A 20016-nucleotide genomic window follows, 5' to 3' on the forward strand; every position below is an offset into this window, starting at 1 on the left:
TCTGGGTGCGCACCCGCGCCTTCGGCGGCGACGTCACTTGGGTAAACAACGGCACGGCCGAAGATCCCGAGTGGGAGCGCGTGGTGTCCTACAACCCGACCGAGACCGAGACCGTGCGCGACGGCAAGGTTCAGAAGGTCGTCAACGGCGACGGCGACCGCACGGTGACCACCGGTCCTCTGGGCCTGGACTACCAGGGCAACGTGGTGGACGACCTGAATCCGGGCACCTACGCCTTCTACAACCTGCCCACCAGCTGGGTCGGCTGCGGCGACGAGGTGCACAGCGAGATCAAACTCGCGCCGCGCTACGTCGGCAAGCAGGACGCCGATAAGGCCGGCACCACGCTCGTGAACGCCGATAGGGCCACCGACTACCCGGCCGACTCGGCCCCGATGTACGGCGATACCTACTCGCTGGCCAGCTACGAGGTGGAAGTGGACGGCCTGGCCCACGACGGCTCCGATACCGAGGCCGACGGCACCAGCTGGATGCTCACCCGCTACCATGCCGCCAGCAGCGACGTGGTGGAGTCCGACGTTGAGTCCACCGACCGCTTCGGCGTGGTGAACTTCGCCAAGTACGAGGGCGCGGGCAAGGACGTTCGCCTGGGCCGCACGGTTACCGACCGCACCGTCGTCGCGGCCGAGGTCACCGCTGCGGGCGAGAACGGCGCCGCGACCAAGAGCGTCGCCGAGATCGCCGGCACGCGCACTTCGGTGGGCGACGTGGACGGCGAGGACCACGGCGGCCGCATCGTGGTGGCCAGCAAGGGCGTGGCCGAGGGAGAGAACAAGACGAAGCTTGCCTACGCGAGCGACTTCGCCCGCGTGAGCACCGAGCAGCTGGTGCGCCCCGATGCGCCGCTGTACGGTGTGGCGGCCTACGACTGGCTGACCGTTGACATGGAGAAGGTCGTAGTGGAGACCATTCCCGACGGCAACGGCGGCGAGTGGGAGCACAAGGTGTCGCTGCCCAAGGCCGTCAAGGGCGGAGACATGGGCATCGTGCATCCCACCCTGCAGTCCATCCGCGGCATCCTGTGGAACGATGTGAACAACAACGGCATCCAGGACGTGACCTTCGACGAGGAGGAGGGCACGCGCGACGCCGAGGAGGCCCTGAACGGCTACGAGGTGACCCTGGAGCGCTACTACTTCGTTCCCAACGCCGATAACACCGACGGCACCTGGACCAAGGACGCGAGCTTCTCCAAGACCTGCACCACGGGCAAGGTCATGATCGAGAAGGGCGTGGACGCCGACCATGAGCTGGCGGTGGGCGAGAGCTTCGGTTTCGTGAATGAGAAGAAGTCGGACCTCTACCGCGACGGCACCTACAACTTCGAGAACTTGGAGACTGCGGCCCTGAAGGGCGGCAAGTGGGTCGTCTACGGCTACAAGGTGAAGGTCACCGACCCGCGCGTCACCGAGGGCGAGCTGTTCAAGGGCAAGTACCGCGTGTCCGCTGCCGCCTACACCGAGGACTCCGACCTCACCGTGGGCAACGAGCTTACGGCCGCCGACGAGTACATCGTGCTGCTGGAGACCGTGGCCAAAGACGGCACCACGCCCGACGGCCTCAGCTCGCACGCCTCCAACATCGTGTACGCCCCGGCTTCCAACAACGCCGACCAGACGCCGAATCTGGTGCTGGACGAGAACGGCGAGCCGGTGGTCGACGCGGAGGGCAAGACCCAGACCAAGGCCCCCATGGAAAGCGGCAAGCTCGTGGCCTACGACCTCATGATGGGCGCGAGCCGCGACCACAATGATGCGGGCCTCATCTTCCCGCCGGCCTACGCCATCGACGGCTACGTCTGGGAGGATGCCGACTACGACGGCCTGTACAACTACAACACCGAAGAGCGCACCACGCTTTCCAAGGACGGCCAGAAGGTCACCGAGGACTTCATCGAGTACGGCTACAACAACAAGCGCGTCATCCTGAAGCAGTGGCTGTACAAGAACGGCGAGTGGGTGCAGAACACGCACTTCGGCAACGACGAGAGCGTCATGGCTGAGAAGGTGGCCGACGGCGTGGCCGAGGGGGGCCCGACGCCCACCATCAACCCGGCTGCTAAGGACGGCAAGGTCGACGACGGCAAGGGCGGTCTTAAGGACGTCACGCCGGCCGAGCGCCTCACCTTCGTCATCCCGAACTCCACCTATCTGGGCGGCGGCAAGGTGTCCGTGCTCACCGGCGACAACGAGAACCTGAAGGCGCTGGCCAAGGACGGTGTGACCGAGCTGCACGACGTGTCCGGCTACTATGTCTTCGACCAGCTGCCGACGGCCTACCGCGAGTGGAACGCCGACAAGGGCACCTACGACTACACGCTGGTGTCCTACACCGTTGAGGTGAGCGGCGTGAAGAACGACGCGGTTACGGTGACCAACGACAAGGGCGAGACCGAGACGGTGGATGCCGGCATGGCGTCGCTGCTCGTGACGAGCTACGAGGCCGAGACCACCATCCACGATGTGGTGAACTCCCGCGTCCAGCCCATGGTCACCGCCACCGAGCAGAATCCCGAGACGAACCAGGACGGCCTGGTCACGCTGTGGTCCATGTACGACGCCAACAACTACCCGGTGTTCCTGGGCCACTCCAACATCCAGACCGGCACCGAGCTTGACAGCGATGGCGAGCCGTGCGGCGTGAAGGACCGCATCTGCACCGCCGTGGAGGGCGAGGTCACCAAGAACGACGCCGCCTACCGCATCGTGCTGGCGAGCAAGCAGGAGAGCTACGCTGCCCAGAACGCCGCTATCTGGAACAACCAGGGCGCAGGCTACGCCGAGGTGACCCCGCGTCTGACCGACGACGGCAAGCAGGTGCTTGATAGCGCCAAGAAGCCGGTCATGGACGCGACGGGCCGCTACTTCGGCTACGACTTCGCCCTGGGCCAGAACCAGAACGCCATGAACGCCGGCTTCGTGCCGCCCGACCGCTCCAGCCTGGTGGGCCAGGCGTGGTTCGACGAGGACTACGACGGCAAGAACGACGCCGACACCTCCGACGACCGCATCGATACCGACAACCGCGACAAGGACGAGGAGGGCGTCGAGGGACTGCGCGTCATCCTGACCCAGTACTACTTCGTGCCCGAGCGCGACGCCCATGGCCGCCAGCTGCTCGAGGACGAGGACGGCAACGTCTTCTACCTCGATAGCACCGAGGCTACCGACGAGTACGACCGCGGCGTGCTGCGCCTGGTGGAGAACCACGCCAACAACGTGGTCACCGGCGCCGACGGCAAGAAGGTGTACCTGATCCGCTCCGGCCGCACCTACGACTACGACGCTCTGTACTACGCCGGCATCCGCCCGATGATCGACTCCGGCTACTGGGTGGAGAACACCAACTTCAACGGCGGCCGCCAGTACAAAGACCCGCTGCCCGAGGGCAAGCCCGATGCGGGCGAGGGCGATGGCTCCTCTGCCGGCGATACCGGCGAGTCCGCCGCGGCGCAGGCCAGCCTGACCCGCACCATCACCCAGCCGGCCATGGGCAGCTTCACGCTGCGCGCTTTGGCCGAGGGCGACGGCGAGGGTGCCGGCGATGCCGGCGATGGCGACAACACCGGCGACGGTGCGGGCGACAACACCGGCGATAGCACCGGCGACGGCACCGGCAGCACCGGCGGCGAGGGCGACGGCGACACCGAGGTCACGGTGCCCGGCACCGACCCGGAGTGCACCCATGAGAACGCCACCTACGTGGGCAACAACGAGGGCCGTCACACCTGGTCGTGCCCCGACTGCGATGCCGAGGCCGTAAACGAGGAGTGCTCCGACGGCAACGTCGAAGAGGGCATCGCCGCCGACGGCGTCTGCGACAAGTGCGGCGACTGCCTGCACCTCACGACGAAGTGCGTGGATGCCAAGGACGACAAGACCCACAACGTGGTCTGCGACCGCGACGAGTGCGGCAAGCTCTTCGGCTCCGAGGAGCACGCCGATGCCAACCTCGACGGCATCTGCGACGGCTGCGGCGCCTGCCTGCACCTGAAGCTTGCGGCCACCGCTCACGAGGGCAACACCAAGCAGCACGACTTGGTCTGCAGCAACTGCGGCAAGGTGTGCGGCACCGAGAACCACGTGATCTCGGGCGACAACAAGGACCTGCAGGTCAAGAACGGCTACAAGATCAACCTCGACAACACGCACAGCACCTGGTGCAGCGTGTGCAACGCCTGGGCCGATGTGGCCGAGCCCCACGTGGATGCCGACAACGACGACGAGTGCGACCTGTGCGGCGGCTTCGTCATCGCCCCGCACCAGCTGTGGACGGTCACCGACAAGGAGGGCATCTACGACTTCGACAACCTGCCCGGCTACGTGCTCGTCGGCGACCAGGTCAACCGCCCGGCTGCTCCCGGCGAGGACATCCAGTACGTCTATCAGCCCTACGGCGTGACCAACGCCCAGGGTACGGCGCTGTCCGCCTCCGACCTGAAGGTGCTGTGGAACCGCCCGCTGTCCGCGGATATGATCGGCTCGCTCAACGCCGAGGAGATCGTCTCGCTGTCCGCCGCGCAGATTCAGGCCATCGAGGGCGATGCGACGCTCAAGGCGGCCTACGACAAGCGCCAGAAGGAGCTGGCTGCGCAGAACCCGAACTTCAAGACGGCCACGCCGTACCTGACCGGCTACTCCATCATGGTTATCGACGACTCCGGCGAGTACGTGGCCAGCCGCTTCCATGTGGACGGCGTGGACACCGGCGACAACTCCGATTTGATGTCCTTCAACTCGAAGCTGACCGACAACGTCAACGACAACGACAAGGCGAACGAGGTGTACGCGGTTGTGGCCGAGGAGATCGACGAGGACGCCGATCTGAACGGCGGCATCCTCTCCTCCGCCTACGCGGTGACCTACCGCGCCAACAACTACGACCTCGCGAACCGCATGTACTACAAGCGCGCCTTCGACGCCGGCCTCACCAAGAAGATGCCGGTGCTCATCGACGGCAACGTGTGGAACGACGAGGACTCCGACGGCGTCATGCAAAGCGACGAGGCCGGCATCCCCGGCACCGTCGTCCGCCTGCAGCGCTACTGGTACGACGTGACCGGCGCCGGCTACTGGGAGGTCGATCCCACCAAGCCCAGCTACAAGAACTCCGGCCTGACCAAGGACGAGTACGGCGAGATCGACGGCCTGCTGGAGGATTTGGCCCGCACGTGGAACAACGACGACGACAAGACTGACGGCGACAAGACCGAGGGGACCAAGCCCGAGGGCGACAAGACCGAGGGCGACGAGAACCTCGACACCCACGCCGAGGGCGACGAGACCGAGAATCCCGAGGGCGGCGAGACCGAGGGCGGCGAGACCGAGGGCGGCGAGACCGAGAAGCCCGAGGGTGGCGAGACCGAGAAGCCCGAGGTGACCTTCGACGAGGCCGTGGCCGCCGTGCTGGCCTACCTCAACGGCATCAAGAGCTCCCTGGAGGCCCTTGAGGGCGCTACCGCCGAGGAGAAGGTGGAGGCGTTCCGTGCGGCCAACTGGAAGCTGGATGCCCTGAGGAAGATCGAGAAGGACCACAAGGTCGCCATCGACTCCTTCGTCAACCCGACGACAAACGAGCGCGACCTGTACAACGCCTTCGAGGCCTGCGCGGCCCTCATCGACGAGCAGACGCCCGCCGAGGAGAAGGGCGTGTGGCGCCGCGACTGGACGTTCACCCAGGACGACGTGGTGGAGCTCACGGGCGTTCACGACCTGAGCAAGGAAGAGGACAAGGGTCTGGGCTGGCACACCTTCGAGCCGCTGAGCGCTGACGCTGTGCTGGATCTGGCCGGCGAGGACGAGATCTGCACGCGCTGGGTGAGCGAGCAGGTGCCCGAGTTCCCGTACGTGCCCGGCTCCGCCTTCGACGTGACCGACGAGAACGGCTACTGGGACTTCATGGCCTTCGGCACCGGCGAGCACCAGGCTCTGGGCGAGCCCTTCAACGTGCTGTACTCCTACAAGTCCGAGATTGTGAGCTACCCCGACAGCGACGTGTGGGCCATGACGCTGCAGCACGTCGACGACGATTACGACGATTGGACGAACTCCGACTACGACGAGGCCACCGACGGCCTGCGTCCGAACATCAAAGACCAGCTGCACGAGGGCGACCTGACCCTGCCTGCCGAGCTCGTCGAGGCGGGCAAGAAGGCCGGTGACCTGATCGTGCTCTCGCGCCTGGCCACCGACACCGAGTCCTCGCGCACCTCGGGCGCCTACGCCACCTTCGACGAGGCCTCCTCCGATACGCCCGGCACCGAGGAGCCGACCGAGCCCATCGAGCCGATCGAGCCGATCGAGCCGGTGGACCCGTGCGAGCATGTGGACGAGGTCGGCGCCACCGATGTCGACGGCAACCCGATCGGCGACGGTATCTGCGACAAGTGCGAGGCCTGCCTGCACGAGAAGGATGCCGAGACCGGCCTGTGCGTCGATCCCGATTGCGGCCACGAGACGGTTTGCTGCAAGGGCGAGCCCAAGCCCGGCGCCGGCGGCGGCATCGACTCGGGCGATACGACCGAGCCCGGCACGGATGCGGCCAGCACCTTCACGACCCGCGTGATGCCCATGGCCGAGACCGGTGAGGAGGGCTCCGAGGGCGACGAGACGCCCGAGCAGCCGGCCGAGCCCGAGAAGCCGACCTACACCGACGACTTCAAGGCCGAGGTTATCGCGTGGCTGAAGACGGCCACCATGGACGACCTTGACAAGATGAGCGACGAGTACGGCCTGGCCATCTTCGGCAAGCAGAAGACCGATGCCGACGGCAACCCGCTGTTCATCGACAAGGACGGCCATGAGGTTATCGACCGCGGTTCGGACGACGACCCCAACGAGCCGGTCTACGACGGCACGGGCGATAGCGAGCTGTTCGCCGCCTACACCGAGCGTCTGGCCGAGCTGGTGGGCGACAACCAGTGGTCCGACCTGAACTGGGAGAGCTCTCGCGCCCACGGCTTCGGCCTGTTCCGCATCGCCAAGGCGCACATCGCCGGCGTGGTGTGGCAGGACGACAACTACAACGGCATCCAGGATGCTGCCGAGACGGTGCGCATCCCCAACGTGCCGGTGGTGCTGAAGCGCTACTGGTTCGGCACCGACGAGACCGGTACCGGCTGGCATCTGGACGAGACCTTCAACAAGTCCACGTTCTCCGATGCCGACGGCCACTGGATCTTCGACAACCTCGATGTCGCCGGCAAGCGCGTGGTGAACGGCAAGGAGACCACGGTGCTCTACGGCTTCGAGGTGACGGTGGACGACCTGCCGCGCGGCTACGGCGTGACCCACATGAACCGCGGCTCCGCCGAGCAGGACTCCGACCTGAACGAGGACACCAAGCTCATCGAGCCGGGCGACCCGCAGGGCGGCCTCATCGTGCTGGCCGAGCCCTCCGACCGCCGCGATCTGGTGGGCAACGGCGCCGCCTACATCATGGGCCCGAACGGCACCGTGTGGGTGATCTCGCTGTCCGAGGATTCGAACTTCAACGACACGGGTCTGGTGCCCTACGCGCTCGCGGCCATCGCCGGCGTGGTCTTCGACGATCCCGAGGCCGACGGCCTGCAGGACGAGACGGCCGTGGCGGTGCCGGGCCAGACGGTCTACCTCGACCGCATGGTCATCGATACCGACGCCATCGGCTTCAACGGCGCCTCCTACGCGCCCACGGCCCTGGCGGCCATCGAGGGCATGCAGGTGCGCTCCGAGGACGGCTGGGTTGAGGTGGCCCATATGGACAGCGACGTCAACGGCGCCTACCGCTTCGACAACCTGCCCATGGTGGACGGCAACGACAAGCCCTACCTGTACCGCGTCCGCTCCTACATGCCGGATGGCAAGGAGTGGGTGGCCATCAACGCCGGCCGCGACGAGAACAACGACTCCGACTGGGGCGAGGCAGCCAACTCCGTCATCGGCGCCGGCGGACGGGTCGGCATCACGCCTGCCATGTCCGTGCTCGGCTCCTTCACGGCCACGCGCACCACGCCCAACGCCTACGGCCAGAAGTTCAACCTACTGGTGCCCTACAACTGGGTGCCGGAGGACGGCCGCTCGGTGGATCTGGGCATGACCGGCGACGCCGACGACTGGCGCACGCTGGTGTTCACCACGCCGTGGGGCACGCGCCTGTTCTACGTGAAGCTTCCGCAGACCGGCGACGAGCTCATGCCGTGGATGATCGGCCTGGCCCTCGTGGCCGCCCTCGGCCTGGTGCTGGCGGTGCTTGCCCGCAAGCGCGAGGACGACGAGGAAGAGGAGGACGAAGACCTTTCCGAATAGGCAGACGGCCCTGCGGAATCCTGATTACCCGCAGGGCCACCTGCCGATCGACATACGCCATCTCCGTTGAAGCAGACGGCCCCGTGGAATCCTGATTACCCACGGGGCCACCTGCTTTTTTCGGGCCCGTTTGGAGCGCTTGCGAAAAACCCGCGCCGCGGCGCGGAAGGGGTCTTGGAAATTGCCGAGAGTGGGCTATCATAGGCCCCATGTTTTCTCGCGAGCACATACTCTCGGCGTTCTCCGCCGCCGTTCCCATCATGCTGGGCTATGTGGCCATCGGCCTTCCCTGCGGCATTTTGGGCAACACCATCGGGCTGAACCCTCTGCAGGTGGCGCTGCTGTCCATCCTCCTGTATTCGGGCGCCGGCCAGTTCATGATTCCCAACATGTTCCTCGCCGGCTCGGGCGTGGCCGCCATCACGGCATCGGTGTCGCTGGTGAACACCCGCCAGATGCTCTACGCGGCCTCCTTCGCGCCCCAGTGCGCCGACAGCCCCCGCTGGCTTTCGGCCCTGTTCGCCGCCTCGGTGACCGACGAGTCCTACGGCGTGAACACGGCGCGCTTCGCCGAGGGCAACTGGTCGGTGGACCGGGCGCTGATGGTGAATTTGTTCTCCCAAAGCTCGTGGACCATCTCGAACATCGTGGGCTGCGCGGTGGGCGCGGCGGTGGATATCCCGGTGAGCATCGCCGCCTTCGCCATGACCGCCATCTTCATCTGCCTGCTCGTCACCCAGAAGTTCACTTCCGCCAATATCGTCGCTGTGGTGGTGGCCATGGCCGGCGTGTACCTCTGCAAGGCCCTGGGCCTTACCGGCCCGGCCATCCTCATCGGAGCTATCGCCGGCGTGGTGTGCGCCCTGGCGTTCTCGGCGATCTTCCCGCGCCGGGCGACGCCCGCGACTACCGCCGCTGCCCAAGCCTCGGGCGGTGAGCGCCCATGAGCTGGGGCGAGTTCTGGTTCGTGCTTGCGGGGTGCGTGCTCGCCATGTGGGCCTGCCGCGTCATCCCGCTGTTCTTGCTGAAGGGCCGCGAGCTGCCGCCGCGCCTCGCCCAGGCCCTCGGCTTCATCCCGCCGGCGGCCTTCGCGGCGCTGGTGGCCAACGACCTTCTGAACCCCGGCATGTTCGACGCGGGGGTGTGGCCCGCCGCTATTCCGCTCGTGGCCGCCGTGGCCTCGGCGCTCGTGGCGGCGAAGACACGCTCGCTTCTGTGGACCGCCGTCGCCGGCGTGGCGGTGTACGCGGCGCTTGCCTTCTTCGCGGTGTAGGGGAGGGGCGCACCGTGGGCGTGATTCGGTTTTTCGGCCAGCACAAGGGCGCCGTGGCCCTCGTCATGGTGCTGCTGCTGATAAAGGCCGGCTGCGAGCTGGCCATCCCCGTGCTCACGTCCCAGATCGTGGATGTGGGCATCGCGCAGTCCGGCGTGGAGGATGTGGATGCACTGGAGGGCTTAAAGGCCGCCGGCGTCGATTTGTTCCCCCTGCAGATGGCCTACCTTCTGCGCATCGGCGGCTTCATGCTGGCCTTCGCCGCCGGCTCCATGGCGCTCGATGTGGCCGTGGGCTACGTGTCCTCGCGCACCGGCGCCAAAATCGGGCGCAGCCTGCGCAGTCGCCTGTTCAACCGCGTGGTGGCCTTCTCCGATGCCGAGATCAACCAGTTCTCGGCCGCCTCGCTCATCACCCGCGGCACCAACGATGTGGTGCTCATTCAAAATGTGAGCACGATGCTGCTGCGCATGGTGCTCTACGCGCCCATTCTCGCCATCGGCGGCGTGGTCATGGTGATGGCCACCAACCCTGAGCTCGGCTGGATCGTCGTGGTGGCCGTGGCGGTGGTGTTCTCGGTCATCGCCGTGCTCTTCCGCTTCACGCTGCCCCGTTTCAAAATCATGCAGAAGCTCATCGATAAGGTGAATCTGGTGGCCCGCGAGATGCTCACGGGGCTGCCCGTGGTGCGCGCCTTCAACCGCGAGGGCTACGAGGAGGGGCGCTTCGATGGGGCGTCGCTCAAGCTCATGCGCACCCAGCTGTTCACCAATCGGGCCATGACCGCCATGATGCCCGCCATGATGCTCGTGATGAACCTCACCTCGGTGGCCATCGTGTGGTTCGGGTCGGCCGGCGTGGCTGCGGGCTCCATGCAGACCGGCGACCTCATCGCGTTCATCACCTACGCCATGGTGATTATCATGGGCTGCCTTATGATGGGCATGATATCCATCATGCTGCCCCGCGCCGACGTGGCCGTCCAGCGCATCAACGAGGTGCTCGCCACCGAGCCTTCCGTGCAGGACCCCGCACCAACTCCCGCGGGTGCCATGACGACTTCGGACCCAATTTCCGCAGGGGGCGACTTCGGGCGCGCCTCCTCAAGCGCGTCAATCCCGCCTGATGAGGGCGGACGGGCGTCCGCCCCTGCGGAGGGTGTCTCCCGCCCGTCGCCGGCTCGGGGTGCGCGGGTGGTCTTCGACGACGTCACCTTCCGTTACGGCGACGAGGGCGACCCGGCCCTTTCCCATGTGTCGTTTGCGGCCGAGCCCGGCCAGACGCTCGCCATCGTGGGGCCCACGGGCTCGGGCAAGACCACGGTGGTGAAGCTCATCGAGCGCTTCTTCGATGCGAATGCGGGCTCGGTGTCCGTCGATGGCGTCGATGTGCGGGCGATGCCCCAGGCCGATCTGCGCGCCCAGTTCGGCTACGTGCCCCAGAAGGCCTTCCTGTTCGAGGGCACCGTGGCGAGCAACATCGCCTATGGCGGCGCGGCGGTCGGCGGGGCCGACGGGGCCGGCGCGGCTGGCGAATGCGGTGAGGTCGGCACGGCTGGCGAGGCCGACGGGGCCGGCGTGTCCTGCGCGGTCGGCGAGTCCGGCGAGGCCGTCAGCGAGGACGTCATTCGCGGGGCGCTTTCCGTGGCCTGCGCGCTCGATTTCGTGGAGGCGCGCGAGGGCGGGCTCGCGTCGCCCATTTCCCAGGGAGGCGCCAATGTCTCCGGCGGCCAGCGCCAGCGTCTCTGCATTGCCCGCGCCCTGGCGCGCAAGCCCCGGGCCTACCTGTTCGACGACTGCTTCTCGGCCCTGGATTACGCCACGGACGCCAAGGTGCGCGCGGCGCTGCCCGGCTGGACCGAAGGCTCCACGGTCATTCTCGTGGCCCAGCGCATCTCCACGGTGCTTTCCGCCGACCGCATCGTCGTGCTCGACGAGGGCCGCGTGGCCGGCGTGGGCACCCACCGCGAGCTCATGGAAACGTGTCCCGAGTACCGCGAGATCGCCCTTTCCCAGCTTTCCGAAGAAGAGCTTTCCGGCGAGTGCGTAGAAGGGGGCGCGCGATGAGCGGGCATCCCTCCTTTATCCCCAAGCCCGGCGGCGGCCCGGGCCACGGACCCGGCGGCCACGGTCCCGGCGGCCACGGTCCGGCCGGGCGCATGATGGGCGGCGAGAAGCCGCTGCACTTCGGCGCCACCATGAAGCGCATGCTCGCCTTCATGGGCCAGTTCAAGGGCCGGCTTCTGCTGGTGCTCATCTTCGCCGTGGCCTCCACCGCGTTTTCCATCGTGGGCCCGAAGGTGCTCTCCGAGGCCACCACGGTGCTCTTCAACGGCGCTGTGGCCCAAGCGGCCGGCACCGGTTCCATCGATTTCGACGCCATCGGGCGCATTCTGCTCGCCACGCTGGCCCTCTATCTGCTCTCGGCGTTCTGTTCCTGGGTGCAGTCCTGGGTCATGAGCTACATCTCCCAGCAGACCTGCTACCGCCTGCGCGACGCCATCGCGAAGAAGATCGACCGCGTGCCCTTCGGCTATTTCGAGAAAACCTCTACCGGCGATGTGCTCTCGCGCATCACCAACGACGTGGACACCCTGGGCCAAAGCCTCAACCAGGGCATCACCCAGGCCATCACCTCGTCGGTCACCGTGGTGGGCGTGCTCGTTATGATGCTCACCATCAATTGGGTCATGACGCTGGTGGCCCTGCTCATGGTTCCTCTCTCCCTGGTGCTCGTGATGGCGGTGGTGAAGCGCTCCCAGAAGCACTTCGTGGCCCAGCAGGCGCTGCTCGGCGCCCTGAACGGCCAGGTGGAGGAGACTTTCTCGGGCCATGCGGTGGTGAAGGCCTTCGGGCGCGAGGACGAGACGGTGCGCGCCTACGAGCGCGACAACGAGGCGCTGTTCAATGCCGGCTGGAAGGCCCAGTTTCTCTCCGGGCTCATGATGCCGGCGCTCGGGTTCGTGGGAAATCTGGGCTATGTGGCCGTGGCGGTGTCGGGCGCGTTCTTCGCCGTGACGGGCGCTATCACGGTGGGCGACATCCAGGCGTTCATCCAGTACGTGAAGAACTTCACCCAGCCCATCACCCAGCTCGCCCAGGTGTCCAACGTGCTGCAGTCGCTGGCCGCGGCGGCCGAGCGCATCTTCGAGTTCCTCGATCTGCCCGAGGTGCCCGCGCAACCGTGCGCCGTCGATACCGACGAGCTGGATACGTCGGTGGAATTCGACGCGGTCCGCTTCGGCTATGCGCCCGACAAGCCCGTCATCCGCAACTTCTCCGCGAAGGTGGCCGCCGGCCAGACCGTGGCCATCGTGGGGCCGACGGGCGCGGGCAAGACCACCATGGTGAAGCTGCTCATGCGCTTCTACGATGTGGATGCGGGGGCCATTCGCATCGGCGGCACCGACCTGCGCGCTATCTGCCGCCCCGATGTGCGGGCCCTGTTCGCCATGGTGCTGCAAGATACCTGGCTGTTCTCCGGCACGGTGCGCGAGAACATCCGCTACGGCCGGCTTGACGCCACCGATGGGGAAGTGGAGGCCGCCGCCCGCGAGGCCTGCGCCGACCACTTCATCCGCATGCTTCCCGGCGGCTACGATTTCGAAATCAACGAGGACGCCTCCAACATCAGCCAGGGCCAGCGCCAGCTCATCACCATCGCCCGGGCGCTTCTGGCCGACCGCCGCATGCTCATTTTGGACGAGGCCACCTCGTCGGTGGATACCCGCACCGAGCTGCGCATCCAGCAGGCCATGGACCGGCTCATGGAGGGGCGCACCTCCTTTGTCATCGCGCACCGGCTCTCCACCATCCGCGCCGCCGACCTCATTTTGGTCATGCGCGACGGCGATGTCGTGGAGCAGGGCACCCATGAGGAGCTGCTCGCCGCCGGCGGGTTCTACGCCGATCTGTACAACTCGCAGTTCGCCTCCTGCAACGACCGGTTCGAAGAGTAGCGGCTTTGCGGGAACGAGGAGCTGCTTTGTGGAAACGAGTGGCGGCTTCGTGGGAACGAGTAGCGGCTTTGCGGGAACGAGGAGCTGCTTTGCGGGAACGAGTGGCGGCTTCGTGGGAACGAGTGGCGGCTTCGTAAAACGGGTAGCAGCTCCGTAAAACTTTCTTGCAGAAACGCGGTGCGGCTGGTCGCTAGGGGGCGGCTCGGCTATCATAGGCAAGATGCGTAACGAACCGTATCGAACCGCAACGAACCGTATCGAATCCGACCGCACCGTGAAGGACGAGCGAGTGATCATGCCTGTGGCGAGCCCCTATGTGAGAATCCCCGACGAAGATGCCTGGCGCGGCGATGGGCCTCTTCTGCCCGAGGGCGTCTGCCGCGTGGCCGACGGGGCGCTGGGGGCCACGCGCCTGCTCGGCGGCGATTTCGCGCGCAACGACGAGGGCAAGGTGCTCGTGGCCGCCTTCGATTTCGACGGCACCTGCATCCAGGGCAATTCGCCGGTCATGCTCGTGCGCTCTTTGGCGCGCCGGCGTATGCTGGCCCCCTCGGTGATCGCGCGCATTCTCGGTTGGGGCATCGCCTACAAGACGCGGCTGCCGCAAAACGAGGCCTGGGTGCGCGGGCTTGTGTTCCGCGCCTTCGCGGGGCGCCCGGCCAACGAGGTCAACCAGTTCCTGTACGACTTCTACGACCGCGCCATCGACGCGCGCTTTCGGCCCGACGCCGAGGCCGAGATGGCGGCCCACGAGGCGGCGGGGCACGCGGTGGTGTGCGTGTCGGCCACCTTCGAGCCCATCGTGGCCGCCGCTATGCAGCGCCATCCCATTCAGTACGCCATCGCCACGCGCATGAAAGTCGATTTCCAGGGCACCTACACCGATGAGGTGGAAGGCGAGCCCATCGAGGGAGCCGAGAAGGTGACGGTGCTCAACCGCCTGTGCGACGAGCTGTTCGGGGCGGGGCAGTGGGAGCTCGCCTGGGCCTACGGCGACCACCATTCCGATCGCGCCATGCTCGCCGCCGCGCGCAACGCCTTCGCGGTCACGCCCGATCGCCCGCTCACGCGCACCGCCAACGCCGAGGGCTACGATATTTTGGAATGGTAGCGCTGCAAATTCCAAATCGGTCTTGGCAATCGTACTTTTGTACGATAAAATAGCGCCGAAACACGATTGGGGCCTTCGCGCCCCCAGCATTTGAGAGGTACTGGCATGTTAGAGAACATCGACGCTTCCCCCAACCCGCGCGACGACGGCGCGGGAACTCCCGAGAACTACCTGACCCGCGCGGTGGCCGCCTGCGAGGCCGGCGATGCGCGGCTGGGGCTCCATCTGTATCTGGCCGCGTTCGAGCAGGCCTCCGAGCAGAGCGACGTTCCCTCCGAGGACGCCATCATGGGCCTGAAGCAGGCCTGGCGCGTGGCGTGCTCCACCAAGGAGCGCGCCCTGGCCGAGTATATCTTCGAGCGGCTCGAGCCCTACCTTTCCACCGACGAAGTGCAGGTCTGCCTGGAGCAGCTGCAGACCCTGGCCATGGAGCACCTCGAGGGCATCGGGTTTTCCGGTGAGGACCTGATCGAGGTGACCGAGGCCGCCGACGACGACTTCATGGATGTGATGGGGCCGCTGTTCGCCGCCATCGGGCGAGGGGAGACGCCGAGTCTGGGCCAGGCTGCGGCGGCGCTCGCGGGGCCGGTTGCGGCCTCTGGTGCGCCCGTGGCCCCCGAAGAGGGCGCGCCTGAGCCCGTCGACATTTTCTCGTACGCCAATTTGTCCGGCTACGGCTCTGCCGTGGAGCGCATGCGCTCTTTGGGCGTGGGGCTTTCCGGCACGCCGGAGTTCGACGACTTCGTTGCCATGCTGAATGCCCGCCACGGGCTCGACACCATGCCGGTGGTCGATAGCATCCTGTTCTGCTCGCCGGCCCGCGAGGACGCGAGTCGCTTCATGATGGCCACGGTGGGCGAGCTGGGGCTGCCGGCCATTCGCATGCGCATGGAGGAGACCTTCCAGGGCGTGCCGATGCTCTGCGTGAGCGCCCAGGCCACCGACGCGGAGAAGCTCGCCGGCCTGCGCCAGGGCTTCGCTGGGCCCGGCGTGCTCGTGCTGGAAGACCTCGATCTGTGGGGCTCGCCGGTGGCCGAGGCGGCCGACGATATGGCGGGCTTCCTCATGGCCGCCATGTCCCGGGGCGCCCGCGAGGCCGTGAACCTCATCCGTCAGGCGGTAGAGAACCCCGAGGTGTATGTGCTCGCCTCGGCGTCTTCCGCCGAGGCCATCGATCCCTACTTCATGGATCTTCTTTACCCGGTCACCTGCATCGATATCGATTACCCCAACGAAGAGGAGCGCGCCGATATTTGGATGGATATCGCCCGCCAGCATCCCTCTATGCGCTCGGTGTCCCGCGACGAGCTGGTGCGCCTGTCGGCCCATCTGCCCCGCTACGATATCTACATGGCGGCCCGCGAGGCTATTGAGGAGGCCTACAAGCAGGGCTTGGTGGCCCGGCGCTACATCCCGGTGTCCCGCGAGAACCTCTTCGACAAGCTTGCCGCCTACCATCCCCTCGATTCCGCCGAGTACGCCGAGCTGGAAAAGCTCGTCGTGTCCGATTTCTCGGCCTCCTTGGGCGATTTAGACGATCTGATGGGCTAAGCCGCGTCATCGTTGCGCGAGGGCTTGCGGTGGCGCGAAGTCTTGCGATCGCGGTTGCCTAAGGGCCTGCGGTGGTTCGAGGGCTCGCGGCTGCACGAGGTTCTGCGATCGCGGCAGGATGCGCGGCTGCGCGAAGCCCTGCGGTCGCGGTCGCCTAAGGGCCTGCGGTGGTTCGAGGGCTCGCGGCTACACGAGGTTCTGCGATCGCGGCAGGATGCGCGGCTGCGCGAAGCCTTGCGGTCGCGGTCGCCTGAGGGCCTGCGGTGGTTCGAGGGCTCGCGGCTGCACGAGGTTCTGCGATCGCGGCAAGATGCGCGGCCGCGCGAAGCCCTGCGATTGCGGTTGCCTGAGGGCCTGCGGTGGTTCAAGGGTTCGCGGCTGCGCAAAAGCCTTGCGTTTGCAACAAGATGCGCGGCTGCGCAGAGCCCTGCGGTCGCGGCAAGATGTGCGGTTGCGTGAGGAAGAGTGCGGGCGAGGTAATCCCTCGCCCGCGTTGTGTAGCGGATAAGTGCCGCCAGACGGCGAGCGTAGTATGCCAAGGAGCGGGCGATGATGCAAAAAGATGGGTGCGGGCAGGCAGGATGGCCTTCCCAGCCCAGAGATATCGATGAGTTCGTTTCGGACATGCTGCGCAAGGGTGATGAGCTGTACCGCGATTTGCCCTGGCGCAACGTGGACGACCCCTATGCGGTGCTCGTATCCGAGATCATGTTGCAGCAGACCCAGGTGAGCCGCGTCGGTCGGTTTTGGGAGCGCTTCCTGTCCGCCTTTCCGACCCTTGATGCGCTGGCTGCCGCAGCGGTTCCCGATGTGCTCGAGCTTTGGCAGGGGCTTGGCTACAACCGCCGCGCCCTGGCCTTGAAGCGCACGGCCGACCAATGCGCTGCAGAAGGGGAGGGGCGCCTTCCCGAAACCTGCGAGGGATTGCTCGCGCTGCCCGGCATCGGCCCTGCTACGGCAGCCGGGGTCGTGGCCTTCGCTTACCAGCGTCCGGCGGTCTATCTGGAAACCAATGTGCGCTCGGTCTTTCTGCACGAGCTCTTTCCCGCTGAGGAGGCGGTAAGCGACAAGGTGCTTCTTCCGCTGGTGGAGGCTGCGGCGTTTCATCCTGTGGCTGCCGCCGATCCGCGGCGCTGGTATTACGGCCTGCTCGATTACGGGGCCTACCTGAAGGCCACGGTGCCCAATCCCTCGCGCCGCAGTTCGGGCCATACCCGCCAGTCCGCCTTCGAGGGCTCGCGCCGCCAGAAGCGGGCCTGGATTACCCGTCGCGTGCTCGCCGCGCCGGAGGGGGTGCGTCGTGCCGTCGTGCTTGCCGACCTCAACAAGGCCGAGCTTGCCGCCGCCCGCCCCGAAGTCGATGCCGAGCTCTTCGCGTCCATCATCGCCGACCTCCTCACCGAGGGCTTCTTCCGCGAGGAAGCCGGCCTGCTCATACCTTAAAGGGGGTCCTGTGGGTTTTCTCGAGCTTCTGTTCACCGGCGTCGGTCTGTCCATGGACGCTTTCGCCGTGGCCGTGTGCAAGGGTCTTTGCATGCCCAAGGTGCGCTGGGGGCAAGCCTTCGTCATCGCGCTGTTCTTCGGCGGCTTCCAAGCGCTCATGCCGTTGATCGGCTGGGCGGCCGGCTCTCTGTTCGCCAGCTCCATTGTCGCCATCGACCACTGGGTCGCCTTCGGCCTGCTCGCCCTCATCGGCGCGAAGATGCTCGGGGACGCTTTCCGCGAAGAAACCGAGAAAACCGAATGCAAGACCAAGCTCGATTTGCGCGAGCTCACCCTGCTCGCCATTGCCACGAGCATCGACGCCCTGGCCGTTGGCATCACCTTCGCCTTCCTCGGCGTGAACATCTGGGCTGCGATCGCCATCATCGGCCTAACCACCTTCGCGCTGTCCCTTCTCGGCGTCGTCATCGGCAATCAATTCGGCTCTCGTTTCGAAAAGCCCGCCACCATCGCCGGCGGAATCGTCCTCATCCTCATAGGCCTAAAAATCCTCGCCGAACACCTCTCCTCCTAACCCGCCCCCGCCCCCGACCCCGCCCCCGGCCCTCGGTCCCCGGCCCTCGGTCCCCGCCCCTCGGTCCCCAACCTCCGACTTCAGCCTCGGCCCCCGGCCTCGCTCCCCATCTCCCAACCCTCGCTCCTGGCCCTCACCCCCCAACCTCCGACTTCAGCCTCGGCCCCCGGCCTCGCTCCCCATCTCCCAACCCTCGCTCCCGGCCCTCACCCCCCAACCTCCGACTTCAGCCTCGGCCCCCGGCCTCGCTCCCCATCTCCCAGCTCTCGGCCCTGGCCCTCACCCCTCGTCTTCGCGCGATCACGAAGAAAACCATACAAAAGTGCAGTTTGATACGGGAAAACCATGCATAACTGCCTTTAACTCCTTGCTTCCTGGAGCAAACCATACAAAAGTGCATCCAACTCCTCTAGGGGGATGGCCTTTCTGCGACCGGGGCAGCCATCTAACGACTGGAGAGCGACCTTCCGGCAGCTGGAACGACCTTCCGTCAGCCGGAATGGCCTTCCGGCGACAAGAGCAGCCATACGTCAACCGGAACGGCCCCCAGCAACCAGGAGAGCCCCAAGCAACCAGGAGAGCCTCCAGCAACCAGGGCGGCCTCCCGGTGGCCGGATCGATCTCTCGACGCCGCCGATGCTTCGGTATCGGAGGGGTTCCGAACTGATGTGGCTTTCGATTGGCGACGTATTCAGCGCCAGTAGACGGAAAGCGGAGCGGGGCGATGCAGAAGGTTGTTCCGCAGCGTACGGTGGCGCTCTTGCCAGCTGGCCGTAATCTTCCAGGTCGAGAGCCCCATCGCTCTTCTCAACTGCTCGGCGGTGTTGGCCATGAGCTGTTGCGAGTAGATTATCTGCTTCGTCACCACGATGACGGAGTATCCGAGCAGTCCCAGCTCGTTTCGACGGCGTGCGTCTTGGTGTATCTGCTTCGTTTCCGAGTGCGCTCTCTCGCCGTCGTATTCAACGATGACCCCGTGCTCGGGCCAAAGCAGGTCGGGATAGAAATGCCTCTGCGACACGCGACTTTGCAAAAATGAAGAGGGCTCAAGCTCCGGATTTGCCAACGGTTTCGGAAAACCGAACCCGCCGTGCTTGCGCGGAAGGCACAGGAGAAGATAGAGGACAGTTTCGAAGGGCGAGCCCAGGTTCCCAATCGCAAATTCAGTGGCCCTAAGCGCCTTGGCTCGTCCGCGCAGTGTGGCCACCGAGGCAAGCGTCTCGCTCATTTCGTCAAGCGTCGTCAGCGGAATTGCGTTTACGACCGAGCCATTGGAGGAGGTGGCGAAGCGATAATTGCCCGAGAGACCGCATGCGAGCTCGGCGAGGTTTTCGAAAGGAATCGACGATGCGAACTGAGCCAGGCAGAGCGCTGGAGAGGTGACGCAGAGGCGGTTGCCGATTCGCCACGAAGCGCCAGCTGCTTCAAGGCTCGCAATTTGATGGAACGTCGCTGAATCTAAAACGCGCCTTGACGAAGCGCTTGGAACGGCGAGATGCAGGGGGCGCTCGAGGTGCTCGAACCGCTTTAGCAGCGACGAAACCGTGCGAGCGTCGATTGCTCCCGCCGAGCAGTTGCCCTTTTTCTCGTAGGAGAAGGGCATGTTGCGATTGCGCGCAATATGCGACATCAAAGACAAAGCTGAGCTGTATGCTAGTATTACATCCATGAGGGCACTATAGCGCACATCTCGCGTTCGTCAAGGTGAAAATAGAGAATAAAATCCCAGTTCAGAAGATAAATATTAAGATGAGAATAGAGGGAGAAAGCACGACGGCAGCAGTGCGAAAATGGGGAGGC

At 65.9% G+C, this 20016-nt stretch carries 10 protein-coding genes (1 of these 10 cut by a window edge); 9 read left to right on the forward strand and 1 reads right to left on the reverse strand.

What is annotated here, in order from left to right:
- The 9 genes from VJ923_RS03800 to VJ923_RS03840 form a co-directional block, all read left to right on the forward strand.
- Positions 1-8306, forward strand: the end of a protein-coding gene (locus VJ923_RS03800) for an LPXTG cell wall anchor domain-containing protein (RefSeq protein ID WP_326438722.1). It extends 20137 nt beyond the left edge of the window; the window shows 8306 of its 28443 coding nt (coding positions 20138-28443); its start codon lies off the left edge, out of view; the stop codon is at positions 8304-8306.
- A 209-nt stretch (positions 8307-8515) separates the two neighbouring features.
- Positions 8516-9253, forward strand: a complete 738-nt coding sequence (locus VJ923_RS03805; RefSeq protein WP_326438724.1) for an AzlC family ABC transporter permease — start codon at positions 8516-8518, stop codon at positions 9251-9253.
- Entirely contained in the window at positions 9250-9579 is a 330-nt protein-coding gene (locus VJ923_RS03810) for an AzlD domain-containing protein (protein ID WP_326438726.1), read from the forward strand. The genes VJ923_RS03805 and VJ923_RS03810 overlap by 4 nt, the downstream gene beginning before the upstream one ends.
- Before the next feature lie 14 nt (positions 9580-9593).
- Entirely contained in the window at positions 9594-11645 is a 2052-nt protein-coding gene (locus tag VJ923_RS03815; RefSeq protein WP_326438728.1) for an ABC transporter ATP-binding protein, read from the forward strand.
- A 92-nt stretch (positions 11646-11737) separates the two neighbouring features.
- The gene (locus VJ923_RS03820; protein ID WP_394355969.1) at positions 11738-13537 is read left to right on the forward strand and encodes an ABC transporter ATP-binding protein; all 1800 of its coding nucleotides are present in this window, start codon (positions 11738-11740) and stop codon (positions 13535-13537) included.
- 220 nt (positions 13538-13757) lie between these two features.
- Positions 13758-14648, forward strand: a complete 891-nt coding sequence (locus VJ923_RS03825) for an HAD family hydrolase (protein WP_326438732.1) — start codon at positions 13758-13760, stop codon at positions 14646-14648.
- Positions 14649-14753: 105 nt separating this feature from the next.
- Entirely contained in the window at positions 14754-16199 is a 1446-nt protein-coding gene (locus tag VJ923_RS03830; protein ID WP_326438734.1) for an ATP-binding protein, read from the forward strand.
- Between the two features lie 549 nt (positions 16200-16748).
- On the forward strand, positions 16749-17642 hold the full coding sequence (locus VJ923_RS03835; protein ID WP_326438736.1) for an HhH-GPD family protein: 894 nt from the start codon (positions 16749-16751) through the stop codon (positions 17640-17642).
- A 10-nt stretch (positions 17643-17652) separates the two neighbouring features.
- Positions 17653-18216, forward strand: a complete 564-nt coding sequence (locus tag VJ923_RS03840) for a manganese efflux pump MntP (RefSeq protein WP_326438738.1) — start codon at positions 17653-17655, stop codon at positions 18214-18216.
- Positions 18217-18907: 691 nt separating this feature from the next.
- Here the strand turns inward: VJ923_RS03840 and VJ923_RS03845 are convergent.
- Entirely contained in the window at positions 18908-19885 is a 978-nt protein-coding gene (locus tag VJ923_RS03845; RefSeq protein ID WP_326438740.1) for a hypothetical protein, read from the reverse strand.
- Positions 19886-20016 lie beyond the last annotated feature (131 nt).

Source organism: Adlercreutzia shanghongiae, assembly GCF_035830635.1.
GTDB lineage: Bacteria > Actinomycetota > Coriobacteriia > Coriobacteriales > Eggerthellaceae > Adlercreutzia > Adlercreutzia shanghongiae.